The organism is Streptomyces sp. NPDC058985 (genome assembly GCF_042740985.1).
In the GTDB taxonomy this organism is placed as follows: domain Bacteria; phylum Actinomycetota; class Actinomycetes; order Streptomycetales; family Streptomycetaceae; genus Streptomyces.
Genome location: NZ_JBHYJX010000007.1, coordinates 149,304 through 163,687, shown reverse-complemented (window position 1 = coordinate 163,687; position 14,384 = coordinate 149,304). Strand labels below are relative to the sequence as shown.

General features: G+C 69.6%; 11 protein-coding genes. 9 read left to right on the top strand and 2 right to left on the bottom strand.

Annotation, left to right across the window (positions count from 1 at the left end; genetic code table 11):
• Window positions 1-157: 157 nt before the first annotated feature.
• Window positions 158-2,251 (top strand): SpoIIE family protein phosphatase, encoded by a 2,094-nt coding sequence (locus ACFW01_RS08830; protein WP_384502708.1) that lies wholly within the window; start codon window positions 158-160, stop codon window positions 2,249-2,251.
• 59 nt (window positions 2,252-2,310) lie between these two features.
• Here the strand turns inward: ACFW01_RS08830 and ACFW01_RS08825 are convergent, their stop codons facing one another.
• The gene (locus ACFW01_RS08825) at window positions 2,311-2,727 is read right to left on the bottom strand and encodes a hypothetical protein (RefSeq protein ID WP_384502707.1); all 417 of its coding nucleotides are present in this window, start codon (window positions 2,725-2,727) and stop codon (window positions 2,311-2,313) included.
• A gap of 596 nt (window positions 2,728-3,323) precedes the next feature.
• Between ACFW01_RS08825 and ACFW01_RS08820 the strand changes: the two genes are divergently transcribed.
• From ACFW01_RS08820 to ACFW01_RS08810, 3 genes are read left to right on the top strand one after another with little or no spacing between them, the layout of a single operon-like run.
• Window positions 3,324-5,558 carry a glycoside hydrolase domain-containing protein gene (locus tag ACFW01_RS08820; RefSeq protein ID WP_384502706.1) on the top strand — a complete coding sequence of 745 codons (2,235 nt, stop codon included), beginning with the start codon at window positions 3,324-3,326 and terminating at the stop codon, window positions 5,556-5,558.
• Window positions 5,559-5,573: 15 nt separating this feature from the next.
• Window positions 5,574-6,044 carry a hypothetical protein gene (locus ACFW01_RS08815; RefSeq protein WP_384502705.1) on the top strand — a complete coding sequence of 157 codons (471 nt, stop codon included), beginning with the start codon at window positions 5,574-5,576 and terminating at the stop codon, window positions 6,042-6,044.
• On the top strand, window positions 6,041-6,769 hold the full coding sequence (locus ACFW01_RS08810; protein WP_384502704.1) for a hypothetical protein: 729 nt from the start codon (window positions 6,041-6,043) through the stop codon (window positions 6,767-6,769). The genes ACFW01_RS08815 and ACFW01_RS08810 overlap by 4 nt, the downstream gene beginning before the upstream one ends.
• An 82-nt stretch (window positions 6,770-6,851) precedes the next feature.
• On the opposite strand, the gene ACFW01_RS08805 is transcribed toward ACFW01_RS08810, so the two are convergent.
• Entirely contained in the window at window positions 6,852-9,161 is a 2,310-nt protein-coding gene (locus ACFW01_RS08805; protein ID WP_384502703.1) for a transglycosylase domain-containing protein, read from the bottom strand.
• Between the two features lie 247 nt (window positions 9,162-9,408).
• Between ACFW01_RS08805 and ACFW01_RS08800 the strand changes: the two genes are divergently transcribed.
• The 5 genes from ACFW01_RS08800 (at window position 9,409) to ACFW01_RS08780 (ending at window position 14,343) form a co-directional block, all read left to right on the top strand.
• A complete protein-coding gene (locus ACFW01_RS08800; RefSeq protein WP_384502702.1) occupies window positions 9,409-10,347 on the top strand; it encodes an SPFH domain-containing protein in 939 nt (312 codons plus the stop codon).
• On the top strand, window positions 10,344-10,631 hold the full coding sequence (locus ACFW01_RS08795) for a hypothetical protein (RefSeq protein WP_234954987.1): 288 nt from the start codon (window positions 10,344-10,346) through the stop codon (window positions 10,629-10,631). The genes ACFW01_RS08800 and ACFW01_RS08795 overlap by 4 nt, the downstream gene beginning before the upstream one ends.
• 162 nt (window positions 10,632-10,793) lie before the next feature.
• Window positions 10,794-11,318 carry a PadR family transcriptional regulator gene (locus ACFW01_RS08790; RefSeq protein ID WP_234954988.1) on the top strand — a complete coding sequence of 175 codons (525 nt, stop codon included), beginning with the start codon at window positions 10,794-10,796 and terminating at the stop codon, window positions 11,316-11,318.
• Window positions 11,315-12,004: an ABC transporter ATP-binding protein gene (locus ACFW01_RS08785; protein WP_234954989.1), complete on the top strand. Its 690-nt coding sequence runs from the start codon at window positions 11,315-11,317 to the stop codon at window positions 12,002-12,004. The genes ACFW01_RS08790 and ACFW01_RS08785 overlap by 4 nt, the downstream gene beginning before the upstream one ends.
• Window positions 12,001-14,343, top strand: a complete 2,343-nt coding sequence (locus ACFW01_RS08780) for an ABC transporter permease (RefSeq protein WP_384502701.1) — start codon at window positions 12,001-12,003, stop codon at window positions 14,341-14,343. Before ACFW01_RS08785 ends, ACFW01_RS08780 begins: the two co-directional genes overlap by 4 nt.
• The last annotated feature ends 41 nt before the right edge of the window (window positions 14,344-14,384 follow it).

Here is a 14,384-nt window from a genome sequence, read left to right as displayed (position 1 = left end):
AGGGGTACGAGGGCAACAGGGAGACGGGCCGCCGACGGCCCGCCGGTGACACAGCAACAGCCTCTGACCACGCGGGAACCCCGTTCCTCGGGCACGTATTCCGGGTATCGGGATTTCTGCGGGACGAACTGCACGCGCCGCGCGCAGTCCCGGACGGATGGATTCGACACGCGTGACGGAGCACCCGACCTCCTTCGACCGCCCGATGACGGGCGCCGACCCCACGGATCCCCGCGGGGCGCTCATGCGTACCCCCGTGGAGCCGCGCGCCTCCGGGTCCGCGTTACCGGCACAGGGACGCGCGGGAGAGACACCGCCCACGGCGGCCACCGACTCCCCCGGCGCCTACGAGCACGCCCAGCCGGTTGCCGAGCAGGCCGCCGAGCCCGACACGCACCGCCCGCGGCCCGCGGCCGAGGGCGTCCCGGTGCAGCCGGGCGGCGTGCCGTCCGCGCCCGCGCCGCCGCCCGGTACGGACCGCCGGGCCGCACCGGAGCCGGAGCGGCGGACCGGGCAGCCCACCGCGCCCGGGCAGCCCACGCCGATGCGGCGGGACGGGGACCGGCTGCGGTTCGTGGGAGCCGCGACCCGGCGGATCGCCCGGGGCATGGACCTGGACGAGATCGTGATGGGCCTGTGCCGGGCCACCGTGCCGACGTTCGCCGACGCGATCCTCGTCTACCTGCGCGAGCCACTGCCGGTCGGCGACGAGCGCCCCACCGGCCCGCTGGTGCTGCGGCTGCGGCGCACCGACCGGATACCGGCCGAGCGGGACACCGAGGGCGGCTTCGTCCCGGCCGCCCAGCCGGAACCCTCCGAGCTGGAGGCGGTCGGCTCCGAACTGTGCGAGGTACGGCCGGGCAGCGCGCTCGCCGAGGTGCTGCGCGGGGTCCGTCCGGTCTTCACGGACACCCCGGCCGCCCGCGCCGCGCTGCCGGAACTGCTCGGCGACGGAGGCGAGTTCGCCGTGCCCGACGGCCGCCGGGCGATCCTCGCGCCGCTGCGCGGCCGGCGCCGCGTGATCGGCGCCGCCCTGTTCCTGCGCGGCCCGGAGCGCGTCGCCTTCGAGGCCGACGACCTGCTGGTCGCCGCGCAGCTGGCCACGCACAGCGCCCTCGGCATCGACAAGGCGGTGCTGTACGGGCGTGAGGCGTACATCGCCGACGAGCTGCAGCGCACGATGCTCCCGGAGAACCTGCCGCGCTGCACCGGCGTACGGCTGGCCTCCCGCTACCTCCCGGCCGCCGAGACCGCGCGGGTCGGCGGCGACTGGTACGACGCCATCCCGCTGCCCGGCAGCCGGGTCGCGCTGGTCGTCGGGGACGTGATGGGCCACTCCATGACGTCGGCGGCCATCATGGGCCAGCTGCGGACCACCGCGCAGACTCTGGCCGGGCTCGACCTGCCCCCGCAGGAGGTGCTGCACCACCTCGACGAGCAGGCCCAGCGCCTGGGCACCGACCGCATGGCGACCTGCCTCTACGCGGTGTACGACCCGGTGTCGCACCGCATCACCGTCGCCAACGCCGGCCATCCGCCGCCCGTCCTCCTGCACCTGGGCGGCCACGCCGAGGTGCTGCGGGTGCCGGCCGGCGCCCCGATCGGCGTGGGCGGCGTGGACTTCGAGGCCGTGGAGCTGGACGCCCCCGCCGGCGCGACCCTGCTCCTCTACACGGACGGGCTGGTCGAGTCCCGGCTGCGGGACGTGTGGACCGGCATAGAGCAGCTGCGGGAGCGCCTCGCGGCGACCGCGCAGCTCACCGGCCCGGACCATCCGCCGCCCCTGGAAGCCCTGTGCGACGAGGTCCTCGACATGCTCGGCCCCGGCGACCGGGACGACGACATCGCGCTGCTCGCCGCCCGCTTCGACGGCATCGCGCCCAGCGACGTGGCGTACTGGTTCCTGGACCCGGAGGACGCGGCGCCCGGCCGGGCCCGTCGGCTGGCCCGGCGCGCGCTGGCCCGCTGGGGCATGGAGGACCTCACGGACGCCGTGGAGCTGCTCGTCAGCGAGGTGGTGACCAACGCCGTGCGGTACGCCTCCCGGCCGGTCACCCTGCGGCTGCTGCGCACGGACGTGCTGCGCTGCGAGGTCGGCGACGACGTGCCCCAGCTGCCCCGGCTGCGGCAGGCGCGCGCCACCGACGAGGGCGGGCGCGGGCTGTACCTGGTGAACCGGCTGGCCCGGCGCTGGGGCGCGACCCGGCTGAGCACGGGCAAGGTGGTGTGGTTCGAGCTGAACCGCGGCTGAGACATCAATCCGGCGGGTACGGAGCGGATGAGTCGCTCCGTACCCGAACCTCCGTCGGCTCAGGCAGAGCCCTGAGACCCCGAGCCGCACTTGTCCCACATGATTCCCCCGGTGGGAGTCCCGGACCACTCAGCGAGACAGGCCCTGAGGTATACGGCCCCGTTCTCCGCGATCTCCAGGTCGACCTTTCTCGTCGTGCCGGCGCCGTTGCTGTTCCACCAGTACTGGGTGCCCCCTCCCGGGTACGTGATGACGGCGACGACGGAGTGGCCGTCACTCGACATGTCAGTGATGGACAGTATTTCCCCGTATGCCTTGAAGTTGGCCTTCCCGCCCCACGTGTCCTTCGGGGCCTCGTTCCAGTCGGCGGGAGCGAACACGGCGATGTCTTCGCCGGCGTGGGCCGAGGTCGAAGTCGTAACCGCCAGCAGGGCTGCCGCACAGCCGGTCAGACAGGCGCGGACGAAAGTACGCATGAAATCTTCTCTTCTTCAGAAGGGGTCGGTCAGGGAATCTGCCCGGCATATTTCCGCCCAGGCAAGGAACGAGAAGACAACCCTTTTGCACGGTCCGATGGTGATGCACGGACAGGGTCACCTGAGCAGCCGTCATCCTAAACACAGCCCGACTGAACCACCAAAAGGCTCATTGACCAGCCGACGTGCGTTTGCAAAACGCTGGTTGAGCAACGCGCGGACGCTGCAGCCCTGCTGACAGTTGTGCACACTCTCCATATCAGTGCGGTCACCTTCGCATTACGAAGACCTTCACATACGGATCACAAAAGCCACATGACGTCATTTCGGACTTGATCATGTGTGTGCGCCCTGCAAAATTTTGGCGCTGAGCAGCTCCTGCACGATGCCCGCACGCCGGGCAGCGCCAACTTCAGGCATTTGCAGAAACGTTCACAGGACTCGTACCGGGCGGCCTGCGCCATCACAGCGCCTGGTCCTGCGCAGCTGCGGATCCTGACCGCGCCGCAGAGTCCTGTGCCACGAATTATTTCGCCCCACCCGTCCACTGGACGGGCATGTTCCACCTCACTCACACCCTGCAAAGGAGAGATTTAGTGGCCGACGAGATGGTGCTGCGTGCCCAAAAGTTCGTGAACACGACGTACAACGACGGTGCGACCCTGGGCATATCCAAGCTGGAGGAGAACGGCCGGACCGGCTGGCCCGTCATGTACGCCCTCACCAGAGCTCTCCAGTACGAAATGGGCATCTCCTCTCTGTCAAACAACTTCGGCCCCACGACCCTGAGCACACTGCGGTCAAAGTTTCCGAAGCTGGACGCTTCCACAGTGCCCTCGGCCAACTTTTGCCGCATCATCCAGTCCGCGCTGTACTGCAAGGGTTACGACGGCGGTGAGATCGACGGGACGTACAACTCCCGCGTCGAGAGCGGCGTGACGGATCTCAAGGCCAACATGGGCGTAGACGGCAAGTTCCCGGGCGGCAGCCTGGAGCCGAAGGTCGTCAAGGGCTTGCTGAACATGGACGCCTACGTCGTGGTGAACGGCGGTTCCGAGGCCATCCGCAGCATTCAGCAGTGGCTCAACTGGCGTTACGTCGACCGGCAGGACTTCTACCTCATCCCCTGCGACGGCCACAACTCCCGTGATGTGTCGAAGTCGATGCTTCTGGCCATCCAGTACGAACTCGGTATGGCCGACGGTGTCGCCAACGGTGTCTTCGGGCCCGGCACACAGGCCGGCTTGAGGCAGCACACCGTTGCCGCCGGTACGGCCGGCACCTGGGCGTCGCTGTTCACCGCCGCGATGATCCTGAACAGGCGGCCGGTGCCCTTCGGTAACTTCACCGCCACGGTGAAGACCGAAACCGAGAAGTTCCAGTCGTTCGTCAAGCTGCCCGTCACCGGCATCGGAGACTTCTCCACCTGGGCGTCTCTTCTGGTCTCCTACGGCGACCAGAGCCGCAGAGGCGAAGCCTGCGACGGCGTCACCAAGATCACCCCGGCTCGTGCCGAGACGCTGAAGGCCCATGGCATCACGTATGTCGGCCGCTACCTGACCAACCCCGATCCCACGCCGAGCGGCAGCACCGCCGAGAAGGCCATCCAGCCGGGTGAGTTGCAGACGATCGCCGACAACGGTCTGCGCTGCTACCCGATCTATCAGACCTACGGACGCGGAGCCGACGGCTTCAGCTACCCGCTCGGCCGCGCCGCGGCGCAGGCCGCCATCAACGCGGCCCTCGACCACGGTTTCAGGCGCGGGACGAGGATCTACTTCGCCGTCGACTTCGACGCCCTCGACCACCAGGTCACCAACAACGTCCTCCCCCACTTCAAGGGCATCGAGGACGCCGTGGCCGACGACGGCAACCGGTTCGAGATCGGCGTGTACGGTCCGCGCAACGTGTGCACCCGCGTGGGCGAGGCCGGTCACTCCACGGCGTCGTTCGTGTCCGACATGTCGTCCGGCTTCTCCGGAAACTTCGGCTACCCGTTGCCCCCGGACTGGGCCTACGACCAGATCGTCACCCGCACCATCGGCTCGGGCGCCGGAGCGATCAACCTCGACAACAACATCGCTTCCGGCCGGGACACCGGCCAAGGGTCCTTCGATCCGCCTCGTGCGGTCAAGGCGGACGTGCGGCTCGACTCCGGGCTCGTCGACGCCATGATGACGGACGTCGGCAAGTACATGGAGTCCATCGGGTATCCCAACGACGGAGGCACCCGCACCTACCAGCACTGGAAGTGCTTCGACACCGTCTGCGTCGAGCACGACGAGCTGATCACGAGCCTGTCCAACAGGCACAACTTGCGCAAGGCCCTGATCCAGGCCACCGCCTACTGGGAAATGCGACACATCGACCCGGTGGACGAGGCCGCCGAACTCGCCGTCATCAGCACCTTCAACACCACCGGCAAGTTCCTCGCACAGGACCCTTCCACCGGGATCGCTCAGCAGCGCGCCCAAACCCTGATTCCCGCGTGGAACCACGCCTTGGACAAGGGCTACGCGACGGGGCAGCCCTACCGTGACCCGGCCAGCGACCAGGACAAGTACGACGTCTGGAAGAAGGCCCGTGACGACGAGGAGTTCGCACTGACCAGCGTCGTCATGATCGACCGGTGGGACATCGACGGGAAGCCCGGCGGCGACGACGACTCACCGGCGCTGCGCCAGCCCACCCTGTCGTACACCGACAACGAGATCTACGAGGTCCTGCGCCGCTACCAGGGGCCGTTCGAGCCGGCCTTCACCGACGCCAAGAAGCGGATGCCGTTGTACTACGTGCTGGAGAAGTACCACTCCATCTCCCGGAACATGTGAGGCAGGACAGGAGCCATGGCACCAGACGCCCCGTTCGCCGGACACGACCCGGCCACAGTCATCGTCCTGGCCTTCGCCGGACTCGTCGCCACCACAGGCCTCGGTGTCTTCGGCATCGTCCGCGGCATCCGCACTCTTCGCGGCAGACACCGCGGTCTGACGGCCGGGCTGCGGACCGGCGGTCTGGTGGCCGGCGCCTGCGCGGTCGGCATGTACACCTGGGGCGTCCTGCACCTGGCGGTACTGGACGAGAGCGGACAGGCGGACGCCTGCCACGAGGCACTGAACGGGCGGAAGCTCGTGGCCTACGAGGCGACCTACCTCCCCCCCGCCTTCGGGTGCGTCGCAGACGACGGCGAGACCCATGACGTCGCGGTGCCGGGCTACGTCACTCCGGTCTTCGGGCTGCTCGGTGTCTCCGCCTTCCTCCTGACCGCCTTCAGCTTCGCCGAAGCACACAACGACAAGAAGGAGAAGACCACGTGACCACACGTATGTCCCGTCGCACGGCCCTGTTCCGCGGCACCGCCGTCGCCGTCGGCGCGGTACTGGGATCACAGGCGATGGTCCGCCCGGGCTACGCGCAGGACGGCAAACCGACCAAGGACGCCGTCCGTGCGGCCGTGAAGCGCGCCCGGGAGCGCAGAGACCATGCCCTGGCCGGGCGAAGGTCCCTGAACGGATGGGAGATGGAGAAGGTCACCGACAGCCGGGGCAGCATCTACACCCGGCCCGTGCCGGGCACCGGTGTGGACATCAAGGTCCGTATGGGCGACGTCGAGACCGTCCTCGCCCACGTGATACGTCGTTTCCACTACGAGATCGACGAGCTGCGCCGCGGTGACGTCGTCGGCTGGCAGGCGCCGGACACGGTCCACCAGCGGCAGGCCGAGTCCAATCTCGCCTCCGGTACTGCCGTGAAGATCCGCCCCGGCCACTACCCGCCCGGTCAGCGCGGAGGCTTCTTCCCCACTCAGGAGCTTCTGATCGGCGACATCCTCGCGGACTGCGAAGGCGTCGTCGCCTGGGGCGGCGACGACCGGACCCCGGACGAGGCGCTCTTCTCCATCGACGTCGGGCCCGAGGACGAGAAGCTGGCCGAACTCGCCGAGAAGCTTCGCGCCTGGGACGTCACCCCTGGAAAGGGCGCCGGCCAGGAGGCCGACATGAGCGTACCGGCACAGCGTCGTCGCGCTCGCCGCTACGTATGACCCGCTGACGACTGCACGTCGACGTGGCGTCCCGTTCGGGCGGCTCCCGTGCGGGAACCGCCCGAACACCGCGGGAGGCCCCCTATCGCTGCTGCCGGTCGCCGTCCGGGACCTCCGGGTCTCCTGTCTCGTCGGACCCGCCGCCGTCCGGCGGCGGTTCGGTGGACGGGCTGTTCGACGGCGACTGCGACGGTGACTGGGAGGGGGCCTCGGTCGTCGGCGCCTCGGACGACGGCTCCTGGGTCGTCGGCTCCTGGGAGGGCGACTCCTCCTGGGTCTCCTCCTGCGTCGGCGACTGGCTCGGCGACTGGCTGACCGACGGCGACCTGCTCGGCTTCACCGCTGCGCCCTGCTTGGTGTCCAGGTCGAACTTGGTGACCTCGTCCATGACGCCGAAGGTGTACGCGGCCCAGATCTCCGCCGGGGGGCCACCGCCGTTGACGCGGTGGTCGACGCCGGCGGCGTTGTACATGGGCACGTGGTCCTGGGTCTTGTCGTCCTCGCCGAACAGACCCACCGAGGTGACCAGGCCGGGGGTGAAGCCGGTGAACCAGGCCGACTTGTTGTCGTCGGACGTACCGGTCTTGCCGGCCACCTGCTGGCCGTCGCGCAGCGGGTTCTCCCGTACGGACGTCCTGGCCGTACCGTCGTCGACCACGCCGGTGAGCACGGAGGTCACCGTGTCGGCGGCCTGCTCGCTGATCACCTGCTCGCCGATGGCCTCGGGTATCTCGATGGTGCGGTCCTTGTGCTCGACCGACTTGACGATCTGCGGGGTGACCTTCTTGCCGTGGTTGTCGAGGGTGGCGTAGACGCCGGCCATCTCCAGGGGGCTCGCCCCCATACTGCCCAGGGTCTGCGCGGGCACGGGGTCGTCACCTTCGGTGTTCATGCCGAGCGCGGAGGCGACCTTCATGACCTCGGTCATGCCGACGTCGACGCCCATCTGCGCGAAAACGGAGTTGACGGACTTGTTCATCGCCTCCTGGACGTCGATGTCGCCGTAGTCGACGTCGTCCTCGTTCGGGGGCGCGAAGCCGACCTTCTGGTCACCGTCCATCACGGGACGCCTGCTCGTGCCGTCGTACATCGTGTTGGCCGTGATCGGCACGCCGTCCTGGGTCTCGGCGTCCTGGTCGACGGCGGCAGCGAGGATCACCGGCTTGAAGGTGGAGGCGGGCTGGTAGTCGTCGCGGGTGGCGTTGTTCGTGTAGTGCTTCACGTAGTCCACGCCGCCGTACATCGCCAGGACGCCGCCCGTCTTCGGGTCGACGGAGACGGCGCCGGCCTGGACGTCCGCGTCGACGTCCCGCTTCTTCGGGTCCAGCTTGCTGGTGAGCTTGGCCTTGACCGACTCCTCCAGCGCGGCCTGCTTCTTCTTGTCGATGTTGAGGGTGACGGTGTAGCCACCGAGTTCCACCAGGGTCTCGGCCTGTTTCATGTCCTCGGCCGCGCCCTGGGCGACGAGCTGCTTCTCGAGCGTGTAGTTGGCCGCCTTCACCAGGTATCCGGTCTGGCCCTCCATCCCGGCGGCGGCCTTGGGCGCCTTGGGCACCGGGAACGTCATGCCCTGGCGCTCGCTCGCGCCCAGCCACTTCTGCTCGACCATGTTGTCCAGCACGTAGTTCCAGCGCTCCTGGGCCAGCTTCTTGCCGGTCTCGCTGGCGATCGCCCAGTCGTACTGGTTCGGGGCCTGGAGCAGCGCGGAGAGGTAGGCGCCCTGCTCGACCGTCAGGTCCTCGGCGTCGACGCGGTAGTACGCCTGGGCGGCGGCCTGGATGCCGTAGGCGCCGCGGCCGTAGTAGCTGGTGTTCATGTAGCCGGCGAGGATGTAGTCCTTGGACTTCTCCCGGTCCAGCTTCAGGGAGATGACCAGCTCCTTGAGCTTGCGGGAGACGGTCTGTTCCTGGGACAGGTAGTAGTTCTTGACGTACTGCTGGGTGATCGTCGAACCGCCCTGCGCGCCCTTGCCGGAGAGCGTGTTGAGCACGCCGCGCGTGGTCCCCTTGAGGTCGACGCCCGCGTCCTCGTAGAAGGTCTTGTTCTCGGCGGCGACGAAGCTGCGCTGGACGTCCTTGGGCACCTTGGCCAGGTCCACGATCTCGCGGTTGCGCTCACCCGTGCGGGCCATGACGCTGCCGTCGCTGTACTTGTAGACGTTGCTCTGGAGATCGGCCTCGGGGTTGCCCTCGGGGATGTCGATCACCATGTACAGCACGATGAAGGCGCCCATGCCGAGCAGGCAGAGGCCGAAGAACGTGCCGACGATCTTCTTCCAGGTGAACAGGCGGCGTATGCCGCTCTTCTGGCCCGCGCCCGACGAACGGCGGCTTTTGGGCGCCGCGCGGCGGCCACCGCGCTGTCGCGCTCTTCTCTCTTCCGCTCGTCCCATGGGTCCGATCCGCTCCGCTTCGGTCATCCGTGTGCACGTCTCGCTCACGCGTCACACAGGTTCGTCGCTCAGGTCAGCTCAGAAAGCTAACACCGGGAGATATGACAAACGGCTACCGATCCGGCCTTGTACGGACGTGAGAATCAGCACCCGTTCCCTAGGAACCGACGTTCGAAGGGGGTTCAAGGTTGCCGCTCTCGGGTAAAGTGATATCACTTAGCTAGATCGAAGATAAGGGGGACCACCCATGTCCACGCACGATGCCCCGCAGGTCACCGCGGATGTGCCCGAGATGCCGGCACCCCGCGTACGGGAGAACCAGGCGCACAGCATCGGCGGCGGCCTCGCGCTGCTGCTGGGGCTGGTCGGCCTGCTCGCCGGCGCCGGCCTGATCGCCTCCGCCACCGCGGTGTCCTCCACCGGCGGGAAGGCCGGGCTCATCATCGGAGGCATCGTGATCGCCCTCGCGGCCTTCCTCGCGATGTGCGGGCTGAACATGGTCGCGCCGGGCGAGGCCCGCGTGGTGCAGCTCTTCGGCCGGTACCGGGGGACGATCCGGCAGGACGGGCTGCGCTGGGTGAACCCGTTCACCTCGCGCACCAAGATCTCGACCCGGGTGCGCAACCACGAGACGGCCGTACTGAAGGTCAACGACGCCTACGGCAACCCGATCGAGCTGGCCGCGGTCGTGGTGTGGCGGGTGGAGGACACCGCGCAGGCCACCTTCGAGGTGGACGACTACGTCGAGTTCGTCTCCACCCAGACCGAGGCGGCCGTGCGGCACATCGCCATCGAGTACCCGTACGACGCCCACGAGGAGGACGGGCTCTCGCTGCGCGGCAACGCGGAGGAGATCACCGAGAAGCTCGCCGTCGAACTGCACGCGCGCGTGGAGGCGGCCGGCGTGCAGATCATCGAGTCCCGCTTCACCCACCTCGCCTACGCACCGGAGATCGCCTCGGCGATGCTCCAGCGGCAGCAGGCCGGCGCGGTGGTCGCGGCGCGGCGGCAGATCGTGGACGGCGCCGTCGGCATGGTCGAGGCCGCGCTCGCCCGGATCAGCGAGCAGGACATCGTGGAACTGGACGACGAGCGGAAGGCGGCCATGGTGTCCAACCTGATGGTCGTGCTCTGCGGGGACCGCGCCGCCCAGCCGGTCCTGAACACGGGGACGCTCTACCAGTGACGCCCCCGCCCGAGGGCTCGCCGCCCGAGGGCCCCCCGTCCGGGGGCCCCACCCCGAAGCGCCGGCCGCAGCAGCGCAAGCAGGTACTGCTGCGGCTGGACCCCCAGGTGTACGAGGCGCTGGCCCGCTGGGCGGGCGAGGACCTGCGCTCGGCCAACGCCCAGATCGAGTTCCTGCTGCGCAGGGCGCTGGCCGAGGCCGGGCGGCTGCCCGGCGACGCGGGGCCGTTGCCGCGCAGGGGCCGCCCGCCGAGAGGCGGCCCGGGGCCCACGCCGCAGTCGTGACCGACCCTGACGAAGAGCCGCGCCCCGCATCTCGCGGAGGCGCGGCTTCCGTAGTTTCGGAACCGTGACAATCGGCTCCGACCTGCGGTCCCGCACCGCCGGGCACGAACTCTGCACAGGGCGTATACATGCGGCGTATACACCGTGTGTAGAGTGCTCCGCATGTCCATCGGTCACACCCTTCTGGGACTCCTGGAGTCAGGACCGCGCCACGGTTACGACCTGAAGCGCGCCTTCGACGAGAAGTTCGGTCACGACCGGCCGCTCCACTACGGCCAGGTCTATTCGACGATGTCCCGCCTGCTGAAGAACGGCCTCGTCGTCGTCGACGGCATAGAGGCGGGCGACGGTCCCGAGCGCAAGCGGTACGCCATCACCGACGCGGGGATCACCGACGTACAGCAGTGGCTCGCCACGCCGGAGAAGCCCGAGCCGTACCTCCAGTCGACGCTGTACACCAAGGTCGTCCTCGCGCTGCTCACCCACCGCGACGCCGCCGACCTCCTCGACACCCAGCGGTCGGAGCACCTGCGCAGCATGCGCATCCTCACCGACCGCAAGCGCAAGGGCGACCTCGCCGACCAGCTCGTCTGCGACCACGCCCTGTTCCATCTGGAGGCCGACCTGCGGTGGCTGGAGCTGACCGCGGCGCGCCTCGACAAGCTCCGTGAGGCGGTAGCCCGATGACTCCCCCCGCAGGTTCCCTGCTCTCGGCCGAACAGCTGCGCAAGGCGTACGGCCCCACCCTCGCCCTCGACGGCGCGGAGTTCTCCATCCACCCCGGCGAGGTCGTCGCCGTGATGGGTCCCTCCGGCTCCGGCAAGTCGACGCTGCTGCACTGCCTCGCCGGCATCGTGCCGCCCGACTCGGGGACCATCACGTACAACGCGCGTGAGCTGTCGGCCATGAGCGACTCCGAGCGCAGCGCCCTGCGCCGCTCCGAGTTCGGGTTCGTGTTCCAGTTCGGCCAGCTCGTCCCGGAGCTGACCTGCGTCGAGAACGTCGCCCTCCCGCTCCGCCTGAACGGCACCGCCCGCAAGGAGGCCGAGCGGGCCGCACTGTCCTGGATGGAGCGGCTGGAGGTCGACGACCTGAGCAAGAAGCGGCCCGGCGAGGTCTCCGGCGGCCAGGGCCAGCGGGTCGCGGTGGCGCGGTCCCTGGTCACCAACCCGCGGGTGCTCTTCGCCGACGAGCCGACCGGCGCGCTGGACTCCCTCAACGGCGAGCGCGTGATGGAACTCCTCACTGACGCCGCGCGCTCCACCAACGCGGCCGTGGTCCTGGTCACGCACGAGGCGCGGGTGGCGGCCTACTCCGACCGCGAGATCGTCGTACGGGACGGCAAGTCCCGGGACATGGAGCGCGTCGTATGAACGTGCGTCAGTGGGCCGCGGACCTGGTGCTGGGCGTCCGCTTCGCCTTCACCGGCGGCCGCGAGGGGTGGACCCGGGCCGCGCTGACGGCCGTCGGCGTCGGACTCGGTGTGGCGCTGCTCCTGCTGACGACGGCCGTCCCGAACGCGCTCGAGGTCCGGCACGAACGGGAGAGTGACCGTACGGACTTCACCTTCTCGCTGGAGCGGATACCGAAGGCCGACGACACCGTCGTGGTCGCCGACGTCGACAGTGACTTCCGCGACGACGACGTGCGGGGCCGGGCGCTGGAGCCCGAGGGTCCGCGGGCACCGCTGCCGCCGGGTCTGGAAAAGTTCCCGGCGGTCGGCGAGATGGTGGTCTCCCCGGCGCTGAAGGAGCTGCTGGAGTCGGACTCGGGCGCGCTGCTGCGTGAGCGGCTGCCGGACCGGATCGCCGGCACCATCGGGGAGAGCGGGCTGATCGGCTCCAGTGAACTCGCCTTCTACCGGGGCGGCGACGGACTCGCGCCGCGGATCGACGGCAGCAGGGTCACCCGTATCGACCGGTTCGGGGACCCGGATCCGACCGAGGAGGACTCCGACCCGGTGCTCCTCCTGCTGATCCTGGTCGTCTTCGTGGTGCTGCTGATGCCGGTCGCGGTGTTCATCGCCGCGGCCGTGCGATTCGGCGGCGAGCGGCGGGACCGGCGGCTGGCCGCGCTCAGGCTGGTGGGTTCCGACAGCCGCATGACCCGGCGGATCGCCGCCGGTGAGGCCCTGGCGGGCGCGGTGCTCGGGCTGGTCTTCGGCGCCGGATTCTTCCTGGTCGGGCGGCAGCTCGCCGGATCGGCCGAGGTCTTCGACATCAGCGTGTTCCCGAGCTATCTGAACCCGTCTCCGCTGCTGGCGCTGCTGGTCGCGGTGGCGGTGCCGGCGGCGGCGGTGCTGGTGACGCTGCTCGCGCTGCGCGGCGTGGTCATCGAACCGCTCGGCGTGGTCCGCTCGGGGCGGCCGGCCCGGCGCCGGCTGTGGTGGCGGCTGCTGCTGCCGCTGGCCGGGCTGGCGCTGCTCTACCCGATGATCGGCAACGGGCGCGAAGGCGGTGACTTCAACCAGTACATGGTCACCGGCGGTGTGGTCCTGCTCCTGGTCGGTGTGACCGCGCTGCTGCCGTGGATCGTGGAGACGGTCGTGGCCCGGCTCGGTGCGGGCGGGGTGGCCTGGCAACTGGCCGTGCGCAGGCTGCAGATGAGCAGCGGTACGGCGGCCCGCATGGTCAACGGCATCGCGGTGGCCGTCGCCGGGGCGATCGCGCTGCAGATGCTGTTCACCGGCGTGGACGGCGATTACACCAAACCCACCGGGCAGGACGTGTCGCTGGCGCAGATGGAGGTGCAGCTGCCGAGCGACGTGCCGGTGGCCCCGGCCGCCGAGAAGCTGCGGGACACCAAGGGTGTGAAGGCGGTCTTCGACTACTCCGAGGGCTGGGTCGGCGACCGTGCCCGGGATCCGGAGAACGGCACGACGATGACGGTGGGCACCTGCGCGTCACTGCGGGAGATCGCCAAGCTGGACTCGTGCGCGGACGGGGACGTGTTCGCCGTCCGGGGTGCCGAGTGGGACGGCGACGTGGACCCCATGGAGATGGCCGTGGCGGGCCGGAAGCTGTACGTCGACCCGTCCTACGAGGGAGGCCCGAGGAGCCAGGAGGCCCCCTGGACGGTGCCGCAGGGCGTGAAGACGGCGAAGCCGCGTCCCGGGCTGCTCGCCGGGACCGACCGGGGCGGGTTCCTGCTCACCCCGAAGGCGATGTCGTCCGCGATGGCTCCCGCCCTCGACGGGCACGCCTACCTCCGGCTCGACGAGTCGGTGCCGGACGTGAAGGACCACGTGCGGAACACCACGGAGGCCGTCCACCCGCTGGCCGACGCCGTGACGTGGTCCGCGACGGAGCGCACCGACCGGTTCGACGCCATCCGCACCGGCCTGTTCGTCGGGGCGACCTGTGTGCTGGCGCTGATCGGTGCCAGTCTGCTGATCTCGCAGCTGGAGCAGTTGCGCGAACGCAAGAGGCTCCTGTCGGCCCTGGTCGCCTTCGGCACCCGGCGCCGCACCCTGAGCCTGTCGGTGCTGTGGCAGACGGCGATCCCCATCGCGCTGGGCCTGCTGCTGGCCTCGGTGGTCGGCCTGGCCCTGGGCACGGTCCTCCTGAAGATGACGGACACCCCGGTCCGCGTCGACTGGACCGGCGTCCTGTCCATGACCGGCATCGGCGCGGCGGTCGTCCTGGCGGTGACGCTGTGCAGCCTGCCTCCGCTGCTGCGGCTGATGCGGCCGGAAGGGCTGCGCACCGAGTAGCCGCGCGGGCGGCGGGTGTTGGGGTCCGTGTCCACGAGGCA

Excerpts from the sequence above, each read along its gene's own strand:
- ACFW01_RS08830 (WP_384502708.1), top strand. The coding sequence starts at position 158 with ATGGATTCGACACGCGTGACGGAGCACCCGACCTCCTTCGACCGCCCG.
- ACFW01_RS08825 (WP_384502707.1), bottom strand. The coding sequence starts at position 2,727 with ATGCGTACTTTCGTCCGCGCCTGTCTGACCGGCTGTGCGGCAGCCCTG.
- ACFW01_RS08815 (WP_384502705.1), top strand. The coding sequence starts at position 5,574 with ATGGCACCAGACGCCCCGTTCGCCGGACACGACCCGGCCACAGTCATC.
- ACFW01_RS08805 (WP_384502703.1), bottom strand. The coding sequence starts at position 9,161 with ATGGGACGAGCGGAAGAGAGAAGAGCGCGACAGCGCGGTGGCCGCCGC.
- ACFW01_RS08800 (WP_384502702.1), top strand. The coding sequence starts at position 9,409 with ATGTCCACGCACGATGCCCCGCAGGTCACCGCGGATGTGCCCGAGATG.
- ACFW01_RS08790 (WP_234954988.1), top strand. The coding sequence starts at position 10,794 with ATGTCCATCGGTCACACCCTTCTGGGACTCCTGGAGTCAGGACCGCGC.
- ACFW01_RS08785 (WP_234954989.1), top strand. The coding sequence starts at position 11,315 with ATGACTCCCCCCGCAGGTTCCCTGCTCTCGGCCGAACAGCTGCGCAAG.
- ACFW01_RS08780 (WP_384502701.1), top strand. The coding sequence starts at position 12,001 with ATGAACGTGCGTCAGTGGGCCGCGGACCTGGTGCTGGGCGTCCGCTTC.